This is a genomic window from Polynucleobacter yangtzensis (genome assembly GCF_001595965.1).
GTDB lineage: Bacteria > Pseudomonadota > Gammaproteobacteria > Burkholderiales > Burkholderiaceae > Polynucleobacter > Polynucleobacter yangtzensis.
Genome location: NZ_LOJI01000022.1, coordinates 156,686 through 172,292, shown reverse-complemented (window position 1 = coordinate 172,292; position 15,607 = coordinate 156,686). Strand labels below are relative to the sequence as shown.

General features: G+C 46.9%; 11 protein-coding genes and 1 tRNA gene. 4 read left to right on the top strand and 8 right to left on the bottom strand.

What is annotated here, in order from left to right; translation table 11 throughout:
• Window positions 1-7: 7 nt before the first annotated feature.
• On the bottom strand, window positions 8-1,081 hold the full coding sequence (locus JaK3_RS06645; RefSeq protein ID WP_240480905.1) for a cell division protein ZipA C-terminal FtsZ-binding domain-containing protein: 1,074 nt from the start codon (window positions 1,079-1,081) through the stop codon (window positions 8-10).
• A complete protein-coding gene (smc, locus tag JaK3_RS06640; protein WP_068322477.1) occupies window positions 1,082-4,603 on the bottom strand; it encodes a chromosome segregation protein SMC in 3,522 nt (1,173 codons plus the stop codon).
• Between the two features lie 174 nt (window positions 4,604-4,777).
• Between smc and dapD the strand changes: the two genes are divergently transcribed.
• The 3 genes from dapD to prmB are packed head-to-tail and all read left to right on the top strand — an operon-like array spanning window position 4,778 to window position 7,706.
• Complete coding sequence (gene dapD / locus JaK3_RS06635; RefSeq protein WP_068322474.1) at window positions 4,778-5,605, top strand: 2,3,4,5-tetrahydropyridine-2,6-dicarboxylate N-succinyltransferase; 828 nt, start codon at window positions 4,778-4,780, stop codon at window positions 5,603-5,605.
• Window positions 5,606-5,614: 9 nt separating this feature from the next.
• A complete protein-coding gene (gene dapE, locus JaK3_RS06630) occupies window positions 5,615-6,766 on the top strand; it encodes a succinyl-diaminopimelate desuccinylase (protein ID WP_068322471.1) in 1,152 nt (383 codons plus the stop codon).
• 43 nt (window positions 6,767-6,809) lie between these two features.
• On the top strand, window positions 6,810-7,706 hold the full coding sequence (gene prmB / locus JaK3_RS06625; protein WP_068322468.1) for a 50S ribosomal protein L3 N(5)-glutamine methyltransferase: 897 nt from the start codon (window positions 6,810-6,812) through the stop codon (window positions 7,704-7,706).
• A gap of 10 nt (window positions 7,707-7,716) precedes the next feature.
• On the opposite strand, the gene radA is transcribed toward prmB, so the two are convergent.
• Genes radA through JaK3_RS06610 form a run of 3 tightly spaced genes read right to left on the bottom strand, consistent with a single transcriptional unit; the run spans window position 7,717 to window position 11,465 of the window.
• Complete coding sequence (radA, locus tag JaK3_RS06620; RefSeq protein ID WP_068322465.1) at window positions 7,717-9,081, bottom strand: DNA repair protein RadA; 1,365 nt, start codon at window positions 9,079-9,081, stop codon at window positions 7,717-7,719.
• Between the two features lie 33 nt (window positions 9,082-9,114).
• Window positions 9,115-9,609: a hypothetical protein gene (locus JaK3_RS06615; RefSeq protein WP_240480904.1), complete on the bottom strand. Its 495-nt coding sequence runs from the start codon at window positions 9,607-9,609 to the stop codon at window positions 9,115-9,117.
• An 11-nt stretch (window positions 9,610-9,620) separates the two neighbouring features.
• On the bottom strand, window positions 9,621-11,465 hold the full coding sequence (locus tag JaK3_RS06610; RefSeq protein WP_068322562.1) for a potassium transporter Kup: 1,845 nt from the start codon (window positions 11,463-11,465) through the stop codon (window positions 9,621-9,623).
• 251 nt (window positions 11,466-11,716) lie between these two features.
• Here JaK3_RS06610 and JaK3_RS06605 point away from each other — a divergent pair.
• Window positions 11,717-11,793, top strand: a tRNA-Met gene (locus tag JaK3_RS06605).
• Between the two features lie 99 nt (window positions 11,794-11,892).
• On the opposite strand, the gene JaK3_RS06600 is transcribed toward JaK3_RS06605, so the two are convergent.
• The 3 genes from JaK3_RS06600 to JaK3_RS06590 are packed head-to-tail and all read right to left on the bottom strand — an operon-like array spanning window position 11,893 to window position 15,607.
• Window positions 11,893-12,264, bottom strand: a complete 372-nt coding sequence (locus tag JaK3_RS06600) for a hypothetical protein (RefSeq protein WP_068322459.1) — start codon at window positions 12,262-12,264, stop codon at window positions 11,893-11,895.
• Window positions 12,265-12,291: 27 nt separating this feature from the next.
• Complete coding sequence (locus JaK3_RS06595) at window positions 12,292-14,715, bottom strand: DNA internalization-related competence protein ComEC/Rec2 (RefSeq protein ID WP_161484703.1); 2,424 nt, start codon at window positions 14,713-14,715, stop codon at window positions 12,292-12,294.
• A gap of 55 nt (window positions 14,716-14,770) precedes the next feature.
• Window positions 14,771-15,607, bottom strand: a complete 837-nt coding sequence (locus JaK3_RS06590) for a TatD family hydrolase (RefSeq protein WP_068322456.1) — start codon at window positions 15,605-15,607, stop codon at window positions 14,771-14,773.

The window sequence follows — 15,607 nt, the reverse complement described above, 5'->3', positions numbered from 1 at the left end:
TAATTTCCTAGCTAAAGAGTCTGCTGGCTGTAGAAGATCCAGCAGGAATACCGGATTTCTCAAGATTGGCATAAAGAACATCAAGGTGCTGACGAATACTAATGACTGCAGCTTCACTTAAGTTAATACCATTGTCATCTACCAAGCGGCCATGAGCAGCTTGTGCAATCTCCACACCTTCAGAGAGCATTCTTTCAAATGCGCGCTCTTCTTGCGAAACTAAAGGAACTTCTAGCAACAAAGTGACTTGAGTTACGGACTTATTCGGGTCCAAGTCAGCGCTATTGAAAAGCACTAAGCCTTTGCTGAGGTATTCATATTGGCGTCCGTTACGAGATAACTTGAAGCCGCGTTGGCGCATGAGCGCATCAAAGTTACCCCAAGGACATGGTTCATCAAATAACACATTGATACTCAGCTGGATATCACTCTCAGCAGCCATCACATCTAATTCTTTAGCGCTTTCCAACATGGTACTGACGCTAGGCATATCAATCTGCGAGCCCAAAGTTTCAGCAAGGGACTGGGCACGAGAGCAGAAATCAGAAAGCTCCAAAACACCAATCGGACCTTTGCGACTAGCCAACTGAATGGCCAGCTGTAACTCTGAGTATGATCCTTCAGACTTTAATTCATCCCAGTCTTCAGCAGCATCGACATCTGCATTTAGACCTTCGCACATCCAACGCGCTGTAGATTGGGCTTCAAGATCGGTCCAAGCGTTAATTTCTGCCAGAATTTCTGCGCCGCTTATAGCTTCATCAAAGCGCAAGGTAATAACGCAATCGATGCGCGGATCAATCGCGAACTTTTCTGGGGCGGAGATTGTTGTTAAGGCCTCGCCAAAACCAGGCTCTGCTCGACCAGATGTATCGCCATCCGCAAAACCCTGCGTAAAGCTTGGCTCACGTGCAAAACGATCATCCAAAGCATATTCGCCTTGCTCTTTTGCCTTACGGCGAGCACGAGAGTACTTAATGTTCAGAACAGCTACTGCTATCAGAATTAGAAGACCAATAACGGCCAGCGCAAATTGCAAATCAGACAAACCCAACATCGTCATGATTTGTTCTACATACATTTAGGCAGCCTCTACCATTGATACTGCAGAGGAGATATCCACAGCAACAATGCGGGATACGCCCTGCTCTTGCATCGTGACACCAATCAATTGATGAGCGATTTCCATAGTGATCTTGTTATGTGAGATAAATAAAAACTGTGTCTTATCTGACATTTTGGCAACTAGATTTGCATAACGCAAGGTATTTGCATCATCCAATGGTGCATCAACCTCATCCAGCAAACAAAATGGAGCTGGATTCAAAAGGAAGAGTGAGAACACTAAGGCAATTGCAGTCAAAGCCTTTTCACCACCAGAGAGCAGGTAAATGGAGCTGTTTTTCTTGCCAGGAGGCTGCGCCATCACCTGAACACCGGAATCCAAGATCTCTTCACCTGTCATCACCAGCTCTGCATGACCGCCACCGAACAATTCGGGGAATAGCTTTCCAAAGTGGCCATTAACCTGATCGAAGGTGCCTTGCAATAAATCACGGGTCTCTGCATCGATCTTGGCAATCGCATCTGTCAAGGTCTGCATCGCTTCATTCAAGTCAGCAGATTGAGCATCCAAGAACTGCTTACGCTCACGGGAACTGGATAATTCATCTAGCGCAGCCATATTGACTGGGCCTAGAGATTGAATTTCAGTATTCAAGCGATTCACTTCACTCTGCAATGCGCCAACCTTCAGATCAGGGCTGAAACTTGCTTCAAGCGCAGTGAGGTCAGCCTCAGCATCCGACAATAAAGTAGCAAATTGCTCAAAGTTCAAACGTGCAGCCTGTTCACGCAATTGCAAATCAACAACCTTGTCACGCATAGGTTGCAGGCTACGCTCTAATTGCATGCGAGACTCATCAGCTTCACGCAGTTGATGCAATAAAGCATCTTGCTCAGTACGAGCATTTGCCAAAGCTGCCTCGCGTGCGCTGCGTGCTAGCAATAAGCCCTGTAATTTATCTTGCGCTTCTTCATCACTCAATGTTTCTAACTCTTGAGCGGCTGCATCATGCTTATCTTGAATCTCCATGATCTGTGTACGCGCAGTACTTTGATCACGTTGCAAGTCGGCTATACGCTGCTGCAATGAACGAGTAGCAAATGCCGCCTCTTGTGCAGCCATTTCAGCAGCACGGAGCGATTCACGCAAACGATCACGCTCTTCAGTAGAGCGCTCTAATTTTTCTTGAGCTACTTGTAAAGCCTCTTGCAAGCCTTGCTTGGACTCTTCTGACTCGAGCAATTCGGCAGCAGACTGCTCTTGAGTCTGGCTCACTTGCTCCATCTGCTGACGCAATTCACTTAACTCACCCTGAATCTGTGCCGCACGTTGACTGTACTGTTCTTCAGCTTGGGTCAACTGCATTCTTTCTACTTCAAAGCCATGCGATTCTTGGACAGCATGCTCTGCATTTTCACGAGCTTGCTCAGCGGCTTGATGGGCCGCTTGATAGTTCGCTACACACTGATCTAATTCGCCTTTGAGTTCGCTTTGCATCAACTGTTGCGCACGTAATTGTTTCTCAAGACTTTCCATCTCTTGAGCACGAGCCAACATACCAGCTTGTTCAGAGTCTGCCGCATAAAGTTGCACACCAACACGGCTTACCAAATGGCCTTGTTGAGTAACAAATGCGCCACCAGCAGGTAATTTTTCGCGACGATGCAAAGCATCTTCGAGGCTGCTGGCAATGTAAATATTGTCCAACCACTCTTGCAATACAGAAGTGAGTCTTGCTGCGCCTGCGCTTTGCACTCGGCTCAACAACGGCGTGAAGTCAGCAGGGGCGGATGTATGCGCCGGGGTAATTTCTTCCGTGAGCAAAATCGCCAAACGGCTTGGAGGCGCATCATTGGCCAAAGCCAATGTTTCTTGGACGCTCTTTGCAGTAACCGCAGCCAAACGCTCACGCAATACTGACTCAAGTGCAGCTTCCCAGCCACTCTCAACTTTGAGCTCTTGCCAAAGACGCTTGCTTTCTTTGAGGCCTTTGCTTTCCAGCCAAGGCCCAATCTTGCCTTGCGCCTGAACGCTAGCCTGCAAGGCAGTTAATGCAGTCAATTTAGCTTCGGTTTGAGCTAAATCCTGATTTGCTTCCTGAATTTTTTGCTGGGCAGCGTTACGCGCTTCATCAGCAGCAGGTACGCGTTGCTGAGTTTCAACGGCGCGATGCTTAGCTTCTTCCACTTTGCGAGCAGCCATTGTTTGACGATCAATCGCCATCTGCAAGGCTTCAGCATCCGGACGACGCAGGCCATCGAATTCACCAACAAGGCGAGTTTCGCGCCCTTTCAATTCATCTGACTGAGCAGACATAGAGCGAAGGCGTTCACCCAAACTTGCCAAACGTTGCTCAATCGCAGCTAATGCATCACGTGCACTATTAAGTTCGCGTGAGGCATTTTGATAAGCCTCTTCACGACTTGGCATTTGCTCTTGCAAGCCATTTAAATCTGCCAAAAGTGTTTGCTCTTTTTCGGCGGCTAAAGAAAGCTCATGCTCAGTAGTGCGCTGCGCTTGTGCTGCATCAGTCTCTTGCACGGTCCAACGCTGTAATTGCGCCTGCAAATCTTGAGTCTGCTGTTGCAAGCGTTGACGTGCTTCTTGTACATAAAGAATCTGTGACTCAACCTGACTCACGTCAGAATTGGTTTGATATAAATCGCCTTGTGCCTGAGAAACTTTGTCTTGTAATGCGTACTGTTGTGTACGCATTGTCTCTAGCTCAGCTTCGACGTGGCGTAGCTTGGCGGTCTGTTCTTCTAGGCCAACTTGCGTATCGCGGATACCGTTGGCATGACGCTCCTGCTCTTTACCAGCCTCGGTCTGACGTACAAACCACAACAGCTGCTGCTGTGATTTCATCTGTGTAGAAAGCTCGGCGTGACGCTCAGCAACAGTCGCTTGTTTTTCCAAACGAGTGAGTTGTTGATCGAGCTCGCGCAAGATATCTTCGACGCGAGTTAAATTTTCTACAGTGTCTTCTAAACGGGATGCGGTTTCTTTGCGACGCTCTTTATATTTAGAAACGCCAGCAGCCTCTTCCAAGAACACACGCAACTCTTCTGGCTTCGCCTCTAAAATTCTGTTGATGGTGCCTTGACCAATGATCGCATAACCTCTTGGACCCATACCGGTGCCCAAGAAAATATCCTGAATATCTTTACGACGAACTACCTGGTTATTGACGTAATAACTTGAATTTCCATCGCGCGTTAAAACACGTTTGATACCTAATTCTGTAAAGGCACTCCACTGACCTTGAGCGCGCCCTTCGGTGTTATCAAAGATGAGTTCGACGCTGGCACGACCAGATGGTTTACGCAAACCAGAACCATTAAAAATAACGTCTTGCATGGACTCACCACGCAATTCGCTAGCGCGGGATTCACCTAAAACCCAGCGAACGGCGTCAATAATGTTCGACTTTCCGCAACCATTAGGACCCACAACGCCAATCAATTGGCCAGGCATTTCAAAATGGGTTGGGTCTACGAAAGACTTAAAGCCGGAAAGTTTGATGGATTTCAGTTGCACGGCGTACTTTGCAGGGAAAAAAGAGGTTCAAATAAAGGGGTAAAAATTAAAGCTAAAGTGGGAAGATGATAGCAAGCTTGAGGGTGCTTAGACGCGTTTTTGCCCCATCTATATAATGATAAATCTACCCTCAGGGACAAAATCCCTTAACAATCTGATAGTTAACTAAAAAGCATGAGCCAATCACCACAAAACATCATTGAACAAGCCTGGGAAAACCGCGCAAACCTATCTCCAGATAGCGCCCCTGGGGATGTCCGTAATGCCGTAAATGCGGTCCTAGAAGGCCTAAATGCCGGCACTATTCGTGTGGCTGAGCGCCGTGACGTAGGCAAATGGGAAGTTAACCAGTGGGTTAAGAAGGCTGTTTTGCTCTCTTTCCGCCTAGAAGACAACAAACCCATGAGTGCTGGCGGCTTTACCCAGTTCTATGACAAGGTTCCAAGCAAGTTTGAAAACTACACAGCAGCTGACTTTGCTGCTGGTGGCTTCCGAGTGGTACCCCCTGCCGTAGCCCGCCGCGGCTCATTTATCGGCAAAAACGCTGTTTTAATGCCCTCTTACGTCAATATTGGCGCTTATGTAGGTGAAGGCACCATGGTTGATACCTGGGCGACCGTAGGTTCTTGCGCCCAAATCGGTAAAAACGTTCACCTTTCTGGCGGTGTTGGTATTGGCGGCGTTCTCGAGCCAATTCAAGCAGGCCCAGTGATTATTGAAGATAACTGCTTTATCGGCGCCCGCTCCGAGGTTGTTGAAGGTGTCGTGATCGAAGAAAACGCTGTTTTATCCATGGGCGTCTATATCGGTCAAAGCACAAAGATCTACGACCGTGAAACTGGTGAAGTGCACTACGGTCGCGTACCAGCAGGTTCAGTCGTAGTTCCAGGCTCCCTCCCATCCGCATGTGGCAAATACAGCCTGTATGCAGCCATCATTGTGAAGAAGGTTGATGCTCAGACGCGAGCTAAGACTGCCATCAACGAATTACTTCGCGATTAAGTCTAATATATGAGCGCCACACTAGAGCTCACCGAAGCTCTCATCGCCTGCCACTCCGTAACACCGGCTGATGGTGGCTGCCAAGATTTAATTGCAAAGCGTCTTCAAGCCATCGGCTTTCACACTGAGAGCGTGGTGAGTGGTCCTGAAAATTTTCAAGTAACGAATTTGTGGGCGATCAAAAAAGGTAAAGCTGGAGATCAAGGCAAAGTCTTGATGTTTGCTGGTCACACTGATGTAGTACCTACAGGTCCACTAGAGAAGTGGACAAGCGACCCATTTACGCCAACGATTCGTGACGGCATGCTCTACGGGCGTGGGGCGGCAGATATGAAAACCTCTCTCGCTGGTTTTGTAGTGGCAACTGAGGAATTTGTTATTTCGCATCCCGACCATCAAGGCTCTATCGCCTTCTTAATCACCAGCGATGAAGAAGGGCCCGCCAATGATGGCACCGTCATCATGTGCGAACGTTTACAAAAACATGGTCAACGTTTGGACTACTGCGTAATTGGCGAACCCACTTCAGTCGATCAGCTCGGCGACATGATTAAGAACGGTCGTCGCGGCTCTCTATCAGGCAAGCTCAAGGTAAAAGGTATTCAAGCGCATATTGCTTATCCTCATTTGGGCAAGAACCCTATTCACCTTTCTGCGCCCGCAATTTCTGCATTAGTGGAAACCGAGTGGGACAAAGGTAATAAATACTTCCAGCCTACGAGCTTTCAGATCTCCAATGTGCATGCTGGTACTGGCGCAAACAATGTCATCCCCGGTGAACTTGTTATCGACTTTAACTTCCGCTTCTCTACTGAAAGTAAGCCAGAGCAATTGCGTGAGCGCCTAGAGAAGATCCTAAAAGACGCAGGCCTTGAGTTTGAAATAGATTGGGTATTAGGTGGTAGCCCATTCATTACTGATGATGGCGACTTGGCTGGTGCATTACGCAAAGCCATCAAAGAAGAAACTAATGTTGAAACAGAACTTTCAACTACAGGCGGCACAAGTGATGGTCGTTTTATCGCCAAGATCTGTAAAGAAGTTGTGGAATTCGGACCTCTGAATGCTACAAGCCACAAGATCGATGAGTGTGTGATTGTGGATGACGTAGTACCACTCAAAAACATCTATCGCAAGACACTCGAACAGCTTATCGCTTGATCGCTTAACTGCGCACCCCTTTTCTCCCAAAGAACCTTCCATCATGGACCCTGAGTCTCAGCAACACCTTACTGTGAACCAGTGCATCAATCAGATTGCACAAAAACTCGAATCAGGTAAATTGCATTACGGCCATGGCGCTATCGATGCACAAAGCGAGGCCTTGTGGATTGTGAGCAAACAACTTGATCTGAGTCCAGCAGAGGCGCTTGATCGTTTAGACGACGCTATCTCTGAAGATCAACAGCAAAAAGCATCCGCTGTTGCTGATACCAGAATTTCTACACGCAAGCCATTGGCCTACATCCTAGGCGAAGCATGGCTCATGGGTGTGCCATTCTTTTGTAGCGAGCAAAGCATAGTGCCGCGCTCCTGGATTGCTGAGCTCATCGTCGATGGTTCACTAGAGCCTTGGTTGCCAGCTGATGGCAAAGCGCTAGACCTTTGCACCGGTAATGGCTCACTCGCAATCCTCTTGGCTTTATCTTGTCCAGATATTCATGTAAGCGCCTGCGATATCAGCATGCCCGCACTCTCAGTTGCGGCGCGTAACGTTGATCGCCATAGTCTGAACTCCCAAGTGGAGCTATTAAATGGTGACTTGTGGGATGCGTTGCCTGAGCCCAATGAAGACAATCTCTTCGATCTCATTATTTGCAATCCACCCTATGTGAATGCAGCCTCTATGAATGCGCTTCCAGCCGAATATCATGCTGAGCCAGAGATTGCTCTAGCCGGTGGCAATGATGGCATGGACATCATTAGACGCATTCTTGCTTCAGCACCAGATTATTTATCAGAGCGTGGCGCCATCTTGCTTGAAATTGGCAATGAGTACGAGAACTTCAAAAAGGCTTTCCCGCAAATTCCGGCAATCTGGATGGAAGTATCAGCAGGGGAAGAGCAAGTCTTATTGATTCAAGCAGAAGACTTACGTTAAGACAGCAGAGTTAACTCAACTCTGCTGCCGCTGCGATTGCCTGATCAATTCGCTCAACTGGAATTACCTTCAGCCCTGGAATCTTTGTCTTAGGCATATTGGCTTTTGGAATGATGGCTACAGTGAAGCCTAACTTAGCAGCTTCTTTCAAACGCTCTTGACCACGAGGACATGGGCGAATCTCACCCGCCAAACCAACTTCACCGAAGACAATCAATTCTTTTGGTAATGCGCGGTTACGAATCGATGATTGAATGGCAAGCAGAACAGCTAAGTCTGCGGCAGGCTCAGAGATCTTGACGCCACCCACCGCATTTAAGAAAACGTCTTGGTCAAAGCAAGCAACACCAGCATGACGATGCAACACAGCCAAGAGCATGGCTAAGCGAGCCTGCTCCAAGCCAACAGCTAATCGGCGGGGATTAGGTACATGCGCCGTATCCACTAAGGCCTGGATCTCCACCAATAAGGGTCTACTACCCTCTTGCGTTACTAGCACGCAAGCACCAGGAACCATTTGCTCATGCTGTGACAAAAAGATCGCCGAAGGATTGGTTACACCACGCAAACCCTTTTCTGTCATAGCAAATACGCCTAACTCATTGACAGCGCCAAAACGATTCTTAATGGAGCGCACCAAACGGAAAGATGAGTGAGTATCACCCTCGAAATACAAAACGGTGTCAACGATATGCTCTAGAACTCTAGGACCAGCGAGATGACCATCCTTAGTCACATGACCGACCATTAAGACGCAGATACCACTCGATTTTGCAGCTCGAGTGAGTTGCGCTGCACACTCACGAACTTGCGCAACAGAACCAGGAGCTGAACTCAGTACTTCTGAGTACAAAGTCTGAATAGAGTCCACTACCAATACCTGTGGCTTCACGGTATCCATAATGGAAATCAGTTTCTCCAACTGAATTTCAGCCAAGACTTCCAACTGTGGGGCATCTAACGCAATACGTTTTGCACGTAAAGCAATCTGGGCAGCTGATTCTTCGCCGCTGCTATAGAGCACATTCATACCAGCAGCACTCATCTCTGCAAGTGCCTGCAGCAACAAAGTTGATTTACCGATACCAGGATCACCACCCAAGAGCACTACGCCGCCTGGAACTAAGCCGCCACCCAGCACGCGATCAAACTCTTCTACACCCGTACTAAATCTTGGCAAATCTTCCGCAGTAATGGCAGAGAGCTTTTGTCTTGGCAAGGATTGCGCCAGCCCCTGAAATCGAGCATTAGAGGTGGTTTCTGGAAGACCTTCTTCCAAGGTATTCCAGGCCTGACAAGATGGGCACTGACCTTGCCACTTGGCAGAAGTGCCACCACAAGACTGACAGATATAAACCGTTTTGACTTTAGCCAAGAGTTACCTAATGAAATTGAATTTAGTAAAACATTAATCGAGCTGAGTGCCCGCTTTATTTTCTTGCGCACGCTTAGGTGCGTCTTTACGACGTTGCTCTAAATCGGCCGCTCGAGCGGCAGCATCTTTTTGCTTTTGCTCGAATTCGGCTTGGTTAGCAGCGCGCTCAGCGGCTTTTTTTGGAGATGCCCTCTCAGCAGCACGCTTTATGTCCTCCTGATTCTTAATGCTTTCGCGCAACTTGCGCTGGACTTCATGCAAAGCTACTTCTTGCTGGCGAATGGGGTCAATCTCTTTTCGATATAGAGCTCGAGCATCTTTTAAACAAGAGTTAACCCAGTAGTTTTGATAGCACTCAGATGAAGCTTTGCCCCAGCGATACTTTGCCCACTCGCGCTGGAGCTCCAGCTCTTGCTCAATTCTATCCAACTGCTCGAGCTCAGCCTCTTCTGCAGGGGTGGCTAATACAACACCACTCAATGCAGTAGACAACAAAAATATTGAAATAAATATCTTTGATTGGAGCAAAAGATTCTTTCTCAAATCTCGACCTTTGCACCCAACTCAACTAAACGGTTCGCAGGAATCTTAAAGAAGTTCGATTGACGTCCTGCATTTTGATACATCCAGCAGAACAACTTCTCGCGCCACATTGCCATACCAGGAATTGCCGATGGAACAATAGTATCGCGAGACAGGAAGAATGAGGTGTTCATCATGTCAAACTTCATGTCGAAATGAGTTTCAATCAACTGAATGATAGTTCCCATATCTGGCGTTTCTTTAAAGCCGTAAATAGCTCGCACAACAAAAATATTTCCGCCGAGATCCTTCAAGGTAATGCGATCCTTATCGTTTACGTAAGGCACGTCCCAAATACTCACTTTCAAGAAAAACACTCTTTCATGCAGCACATGGTTGTGCTTCAGGTTATGCAAGAAAGAGACTGGCAAATAGTCTACGTGGGCAGTTAGGAAGACTGCTGTACCTTCAACACGGTGCGGAGGGTGTTGCAACAAGGCTCCGATAAAGCTACTTAATTGGATACCCTCTTCCATGGCACGCTTACGCAATATTTGACGTCCACGATACCAAGTAATCAAACAGGTGAAGCAGAGCAAGCCCAAGGCTAAAGGATACCAACCGCCATCTTTTAGCTTAATGAGATTAGCAGTCCAGAAAGCAAAATCAACAACGAAGAATGCAGCGGTGATGAGGGCTACTAATATGAAATTCATTTTCCATTCACGGAACATCACAACAGCCAACAATATCGTGGTGATCAACATGGTAGAGGTGACTGAAATACCATATGCAGCAGCTAAATTTACAGACTCTCTAAACTCGATGATGGTAACGACCACCATAAATAACAAAGCCCAATTTACTAGGGGAATATAAATTTGCCCCTGCTCAGAATCAGAGGTATGAAGAATATTCATGCGCGGCATAAAGCCCAACAAAATAGCTTGGCTCACTAATGAATATGCCCCTGAAATCACTGCCTGAGATGCAATTACAGTAGCAGCTGTTGCCAAGCCAACCACAGGCCAAAGAGCCCACTCTGGAACCATTAAGTAGAACGGATTTTTAATTGCTTCAGGATCAGAGAGAACCAATGCACCTTGCCCAAGATAATTAATCAACAAACTAGGCAATACAACTAGCAGCCACGCATATCTAACAGGAGAGCGTCCGAAATGACCCATATCTAAGTAGAGGGCTTCAACACCCGTCACAACCAATACCACCGCGCCCATTACGATGTAAGCAGTCGTAGGGTGCAACATCACAAAATTAACAGCGTATAAAGGATTAATAGCAGCGATGATTTGCGGCGCATCGCCAATGTTCCAGGCGCCTAAAGCAGCCAATGTCAGAAACCAAGCTAAGGTGATGGGGCCAAATAATTTACCTACTGCAGCGGTTCCATATTTCTGAATCAGGAACAAGGCCACCAAAATAATCAATGAAATGGGAATGATGAATTTATGCAAGCCTGGTGTTGCGATCTCAATACCCTCAACTGCTGATAAAACAGAAATTGCAGGGGTAATCACAGACTCACCGAGAAGCATGCATGCGCCAAGCATGCCCATGATCATAAAAAAGAAGTAACTTTTGGACTTGCTATCAAATGAACGCAAAGCTAGCGCCATCAATGAGAGAACGCCACCCTCACCCTTGTTATCCGCACGCATCACAAACAAGACATACTTTACTGTCACAACCAAGATCAACGCCCAGATCATCATGGAGATCACGCCAAACAGCGCTTCTGGTGTGTAAGCAATGCCGTGATGTGGATCAAAACATTCTTTAAGTGCGTATAGGGGGCTAGTTCCAATGTCGCCAAACACAACACCGATAGCCGCAAGCATCATTACGCCAAGACTTTTTTTATGCTCGCCCTCAGGTCCACTTACCTCTACTGGATTTAGAAGTGTTGAGCTTGAGAACTCTGGATTACTAATTGACATCTCATAACCTTAAGGTGATGTTGCGTGGCAATATGTTACTCCTTCTAGAGATGCGTTAAATCCAGAATTTGCACTCAAAAACCGCTTATTTATGCCTTATTTGCAGGAATACCTCGACAGTGCCCCCCAAAAAATGGTAGAATTTCAGCTTCAGACGCGGGGTGGAGCAGTCTGGCAGCTCGTCGGGCTCATAACCCGAAGGTCGTAGGTTCAAATCCTGCCCCCGCAACCAAGAATTACGTACTAAGCCCTTAATTTTTAAGGGCTTTTTGCTTTTCTTGGCAATAAAAAAGCCCGATTTCTCGGGCTTTTGGGCTATTTGGGGCTAGGTTTAGTTCAAAACCTTGTAACCACGCCCACTTAAACATCTCTTTACAACGGCTTCCTGAGCTTGGTTACCAGAGAAGGCGCCACCCGCTCCCCCAATTACTGCGCCAGCACCAGCTGCCTGAACAATGCCAGTCTTGTTGCCACCTGTCACAAGACCTAATAGGCCGCCCACAACAGCGCCAGCACCAGCACCCTTAGCGGCTGTCTCGCCCATGCCCGACTGTTGTTGTGCATAAGCCTGACATTCACTTAAATCCTTTTCATATGCCGCCTCATTGACACCCTTCATATCCACTAGTGGGCGCACATTTGCGCCGGCACAGCCAACTGTTACAGCAACAGCTAAAGAAGATAAGGCGAGTAGCTTGTTCATATGCAAATCCTTTATTCAATTCCACATCTAGCGATGCCATAGTCGTTTTATATCATGCCTCCAAAAATGTGTCGAAGACTTAGCATTATTTTTAAATAACCAAGTCTGAAATCCTGTTTCTGGAGTTTGATAAAAAGGAATATCTAAACCTCTGTAACGCGCTGTCACATCCGGATGCGGATGCCCATATCGATTTCGATAACCATTTTGTGCAAATGCTTGATCGGGATCTAATCGTTTCAGAAGCGCCAATGAAGAAGATGTTTTGCTGCCATGATGGGGCGCCATAAATATCAACTCCCTTGCGCCAATTTCTTTAAGCATGTCTGCATCTAGCCGCTCTGTAATTTTTGCTTCACCCTGTTTCTCTACATCGCCCGTTAACCAAAGCGAGCTTTGTGTATTGCGCACCTCTAGTACACAGCTCATCTCATTGGGCTTTCTAGGATGTTGATTGGAAAATACCGTTGTTTCATCGGGATGCCAGATGAAGAATTCAACACCATCCCACATCCAGCGCTGTCCATAGCGACAAGGGATATTGGGAATCCTTCTCTGCTGCAAATTTTGTAACAGGGAGTTATTGCTAGGCAAAGATCCCATCATGGAATCAAACTGAATATGTTTTAGTAGTGTTGCAGCACCGCCCACATGATCGCTATCGCTATGACTAATCACCATGCGATCAATGCGATCCACCCCTCTGCCACGCAAATATGGCAAGATAATTCTCTGACCAGCATCATCTTTTTTTCCTTGAATGGGGCCAGTGTCGTATAGCAGCCTTCTATTCTTAGTTTCAATGAGTACTGCAGTGCCCTGGCCGATATCTAAAACACTTACTCTAAATTCTCCTTGAGAAATACGAGATGCACTCAATAATTGGAAGGGTGAAATAAATAATGGCACGGAAAAAACGATGCCTAATAATCTTCGCTTCCATGTATCCATAATCTTGCCTGGACGGATCGCATACACAATGCCCACTCCGGAGGACAGCAACAGCCACCACTCCGGCTGCCTTGACCAAACTACAGACCAACTCCAATTCGCCATCCATTCCAGGGCAATTGCCAAACATTCCATAGCTGCATGAGCGGGCCACATTAACCAGCGCCCAATGAATTCCGGGAGTATTGCTCCGATGATTGCCAACGGCGTCACGATATAACTTACCAAGGGTATGGCAAAAGCATTTGCTAGCGGCGAAACAACGGAAACTTGATAAAACCAATACAAAGTAAATGGCAACAGTGCCAGAGTGACAACAGCCTGTACACGACATGCTTCACGCAATGCTTGAGCCACACTAAGAGTCCAATGAACTTGCAACTCCTTCCCTGTTGGAATACCTAGCAAACCAGACGAATCACCCATGGCATACAAGATGGCTGCTACCGCACCAAAAGATAGCCAAAAGCCTGGGGTATAAGGAGCCATAGGATCAATAAGCAGCACAAAAGCCAAGGCCCACCACCAGATATCAAACGATCGAGGATTTCTGCCGGTCCATAAAGCAAACGCTACAACACCAACCATATACATCGTTCTTTGCGCCGGTATCTGAAAGCCAGCTAACCATGCATAAACAAATGCCGTGATAAATCCAGAGATTGCTGCAACCTTGCTGACCGGCGCAATCAGGGGCCAAGTACGTCGACGCCAAACGAAGGCCGCAAAAGAGGCGCCAACGCCAGCCAACATCGTGACATGTAATCCTGATATGGAAATGAGATGACCAATACCAGTTGCATTGAACACTTGCCAGTCATCCTGATTAATTGCATTTTGATCGCCCATCACTAAAGCAATGAGTACACCTGCATACCTTGCATCATCCGGAAGCATAGAACGTATCTTTTTACGCAAGTGCCAACGCATCAGCTCCATACGCAACTCAATCTCAGTCCAAGCGATGTCTTTATCTAGTGATAACTCTCCCGCCCTCACTGAGCCACTTGCGCCAAAGTCTTGATGAAAGGACCAGCGCTCAAAATCAAAGGTATAGGGATTAAGAGAACCATAAGGACGCTTTAACTTAGACTTGAACTTCCAGCGCTGCCCAGGAATGATGTCCGGAATTTCCTGAGGATTTCTCCAGGCGGGCTGCCAACTTAAATAGATTCTTCTTGGAAATTGATCAAGAACTTTTTTGCCCAAAGTAGCTCTGTCAACCTCAAAAGCAAACTTTGCCCCCGACGAATTGCTTTGCGGTAATGCCGCTACCCTTCCCTCAAGATTTAACTCTTTGCCCTCCAACTCTATTGCAAGAATATTTTCCAAACGGTTTTCAGCATATCGAGCATTCCATGCAAACCCCATTACAAATAGCAAACCAATGATTGCAATCTTTTTCATCAGCGTGGATTGATGAATAAAGTAAATTACCAACAAACATAGAGCACTGAATACGATGCAGGCGAACGCCCAATATTCCGGAACTTGCGACAAAAAGAGAAGGAGCGATCCCCCGGCGATAAACGCCGTAATAGCTAAACGCAATGAATTAAGAGGCTAGATTGAGATTGGGTAGATCAGCGCAGAGAGCTGACCAGCGTGGCAATACATGCATCGCATTGCTCCAAACCGTAGAAGCAAAATCAGCATCATTAATATCTCGAATCGATGCCAATTCTTTTGCAATTCTCTCAACAAAAGCCGGTTCATTAAAGGCAATGCCTTCTTCCCTAAGCCATGCAGGCGGAATATCAGGAGAATCTGTTTCAGTCACGATGCTATCTAGCGGTAACTCTTTTAAGAGCCTTCGAATTTGTAGGGCACGCTCATAGGTAGCAGCGCCACCAAAGCCTAACTTAAACCCAAGCTCAATAAATTGTTCGGCCTGCTGGAAGCTGCCATTAAAAGCATGGGCAATACCACCGGTGATATTGCGGCGGCGCAAAGCTTTTAGGATTGCATCCTGTGAGCGACGTACATGCAGGATTACGGGTAATTGATACTTCTGCGCTAAATCCAATTGCGCATTGAAAAAGAATTCCTGCTTATGAGGATCCAGATCCTCGACAAAATAATCCAAACCAATTTCACCTACACCCACAAAGCGGGGATCAGAAAGAGATTCAACAATACGCTGCTCAAGCGTAGTGATATCGCTCTCTTGAGCTTGATTCGTATACAAAGGATGAATTCCAAGGGTGTAAACCAACCCAGGAATCTCTTCGCTATATTGATGTGCCAATTCTTTTACGTGGGCACAGTCGGCCACCTTCACAGCAGGCAGTAGTATTGCTTTAACGTTTTTTTCTTGGGCAGCATGGATAACTGCGGATAATGAGTCCGCAAACTCGGGAGCATCTAGATGGCAATGGGTATCGATCCACAT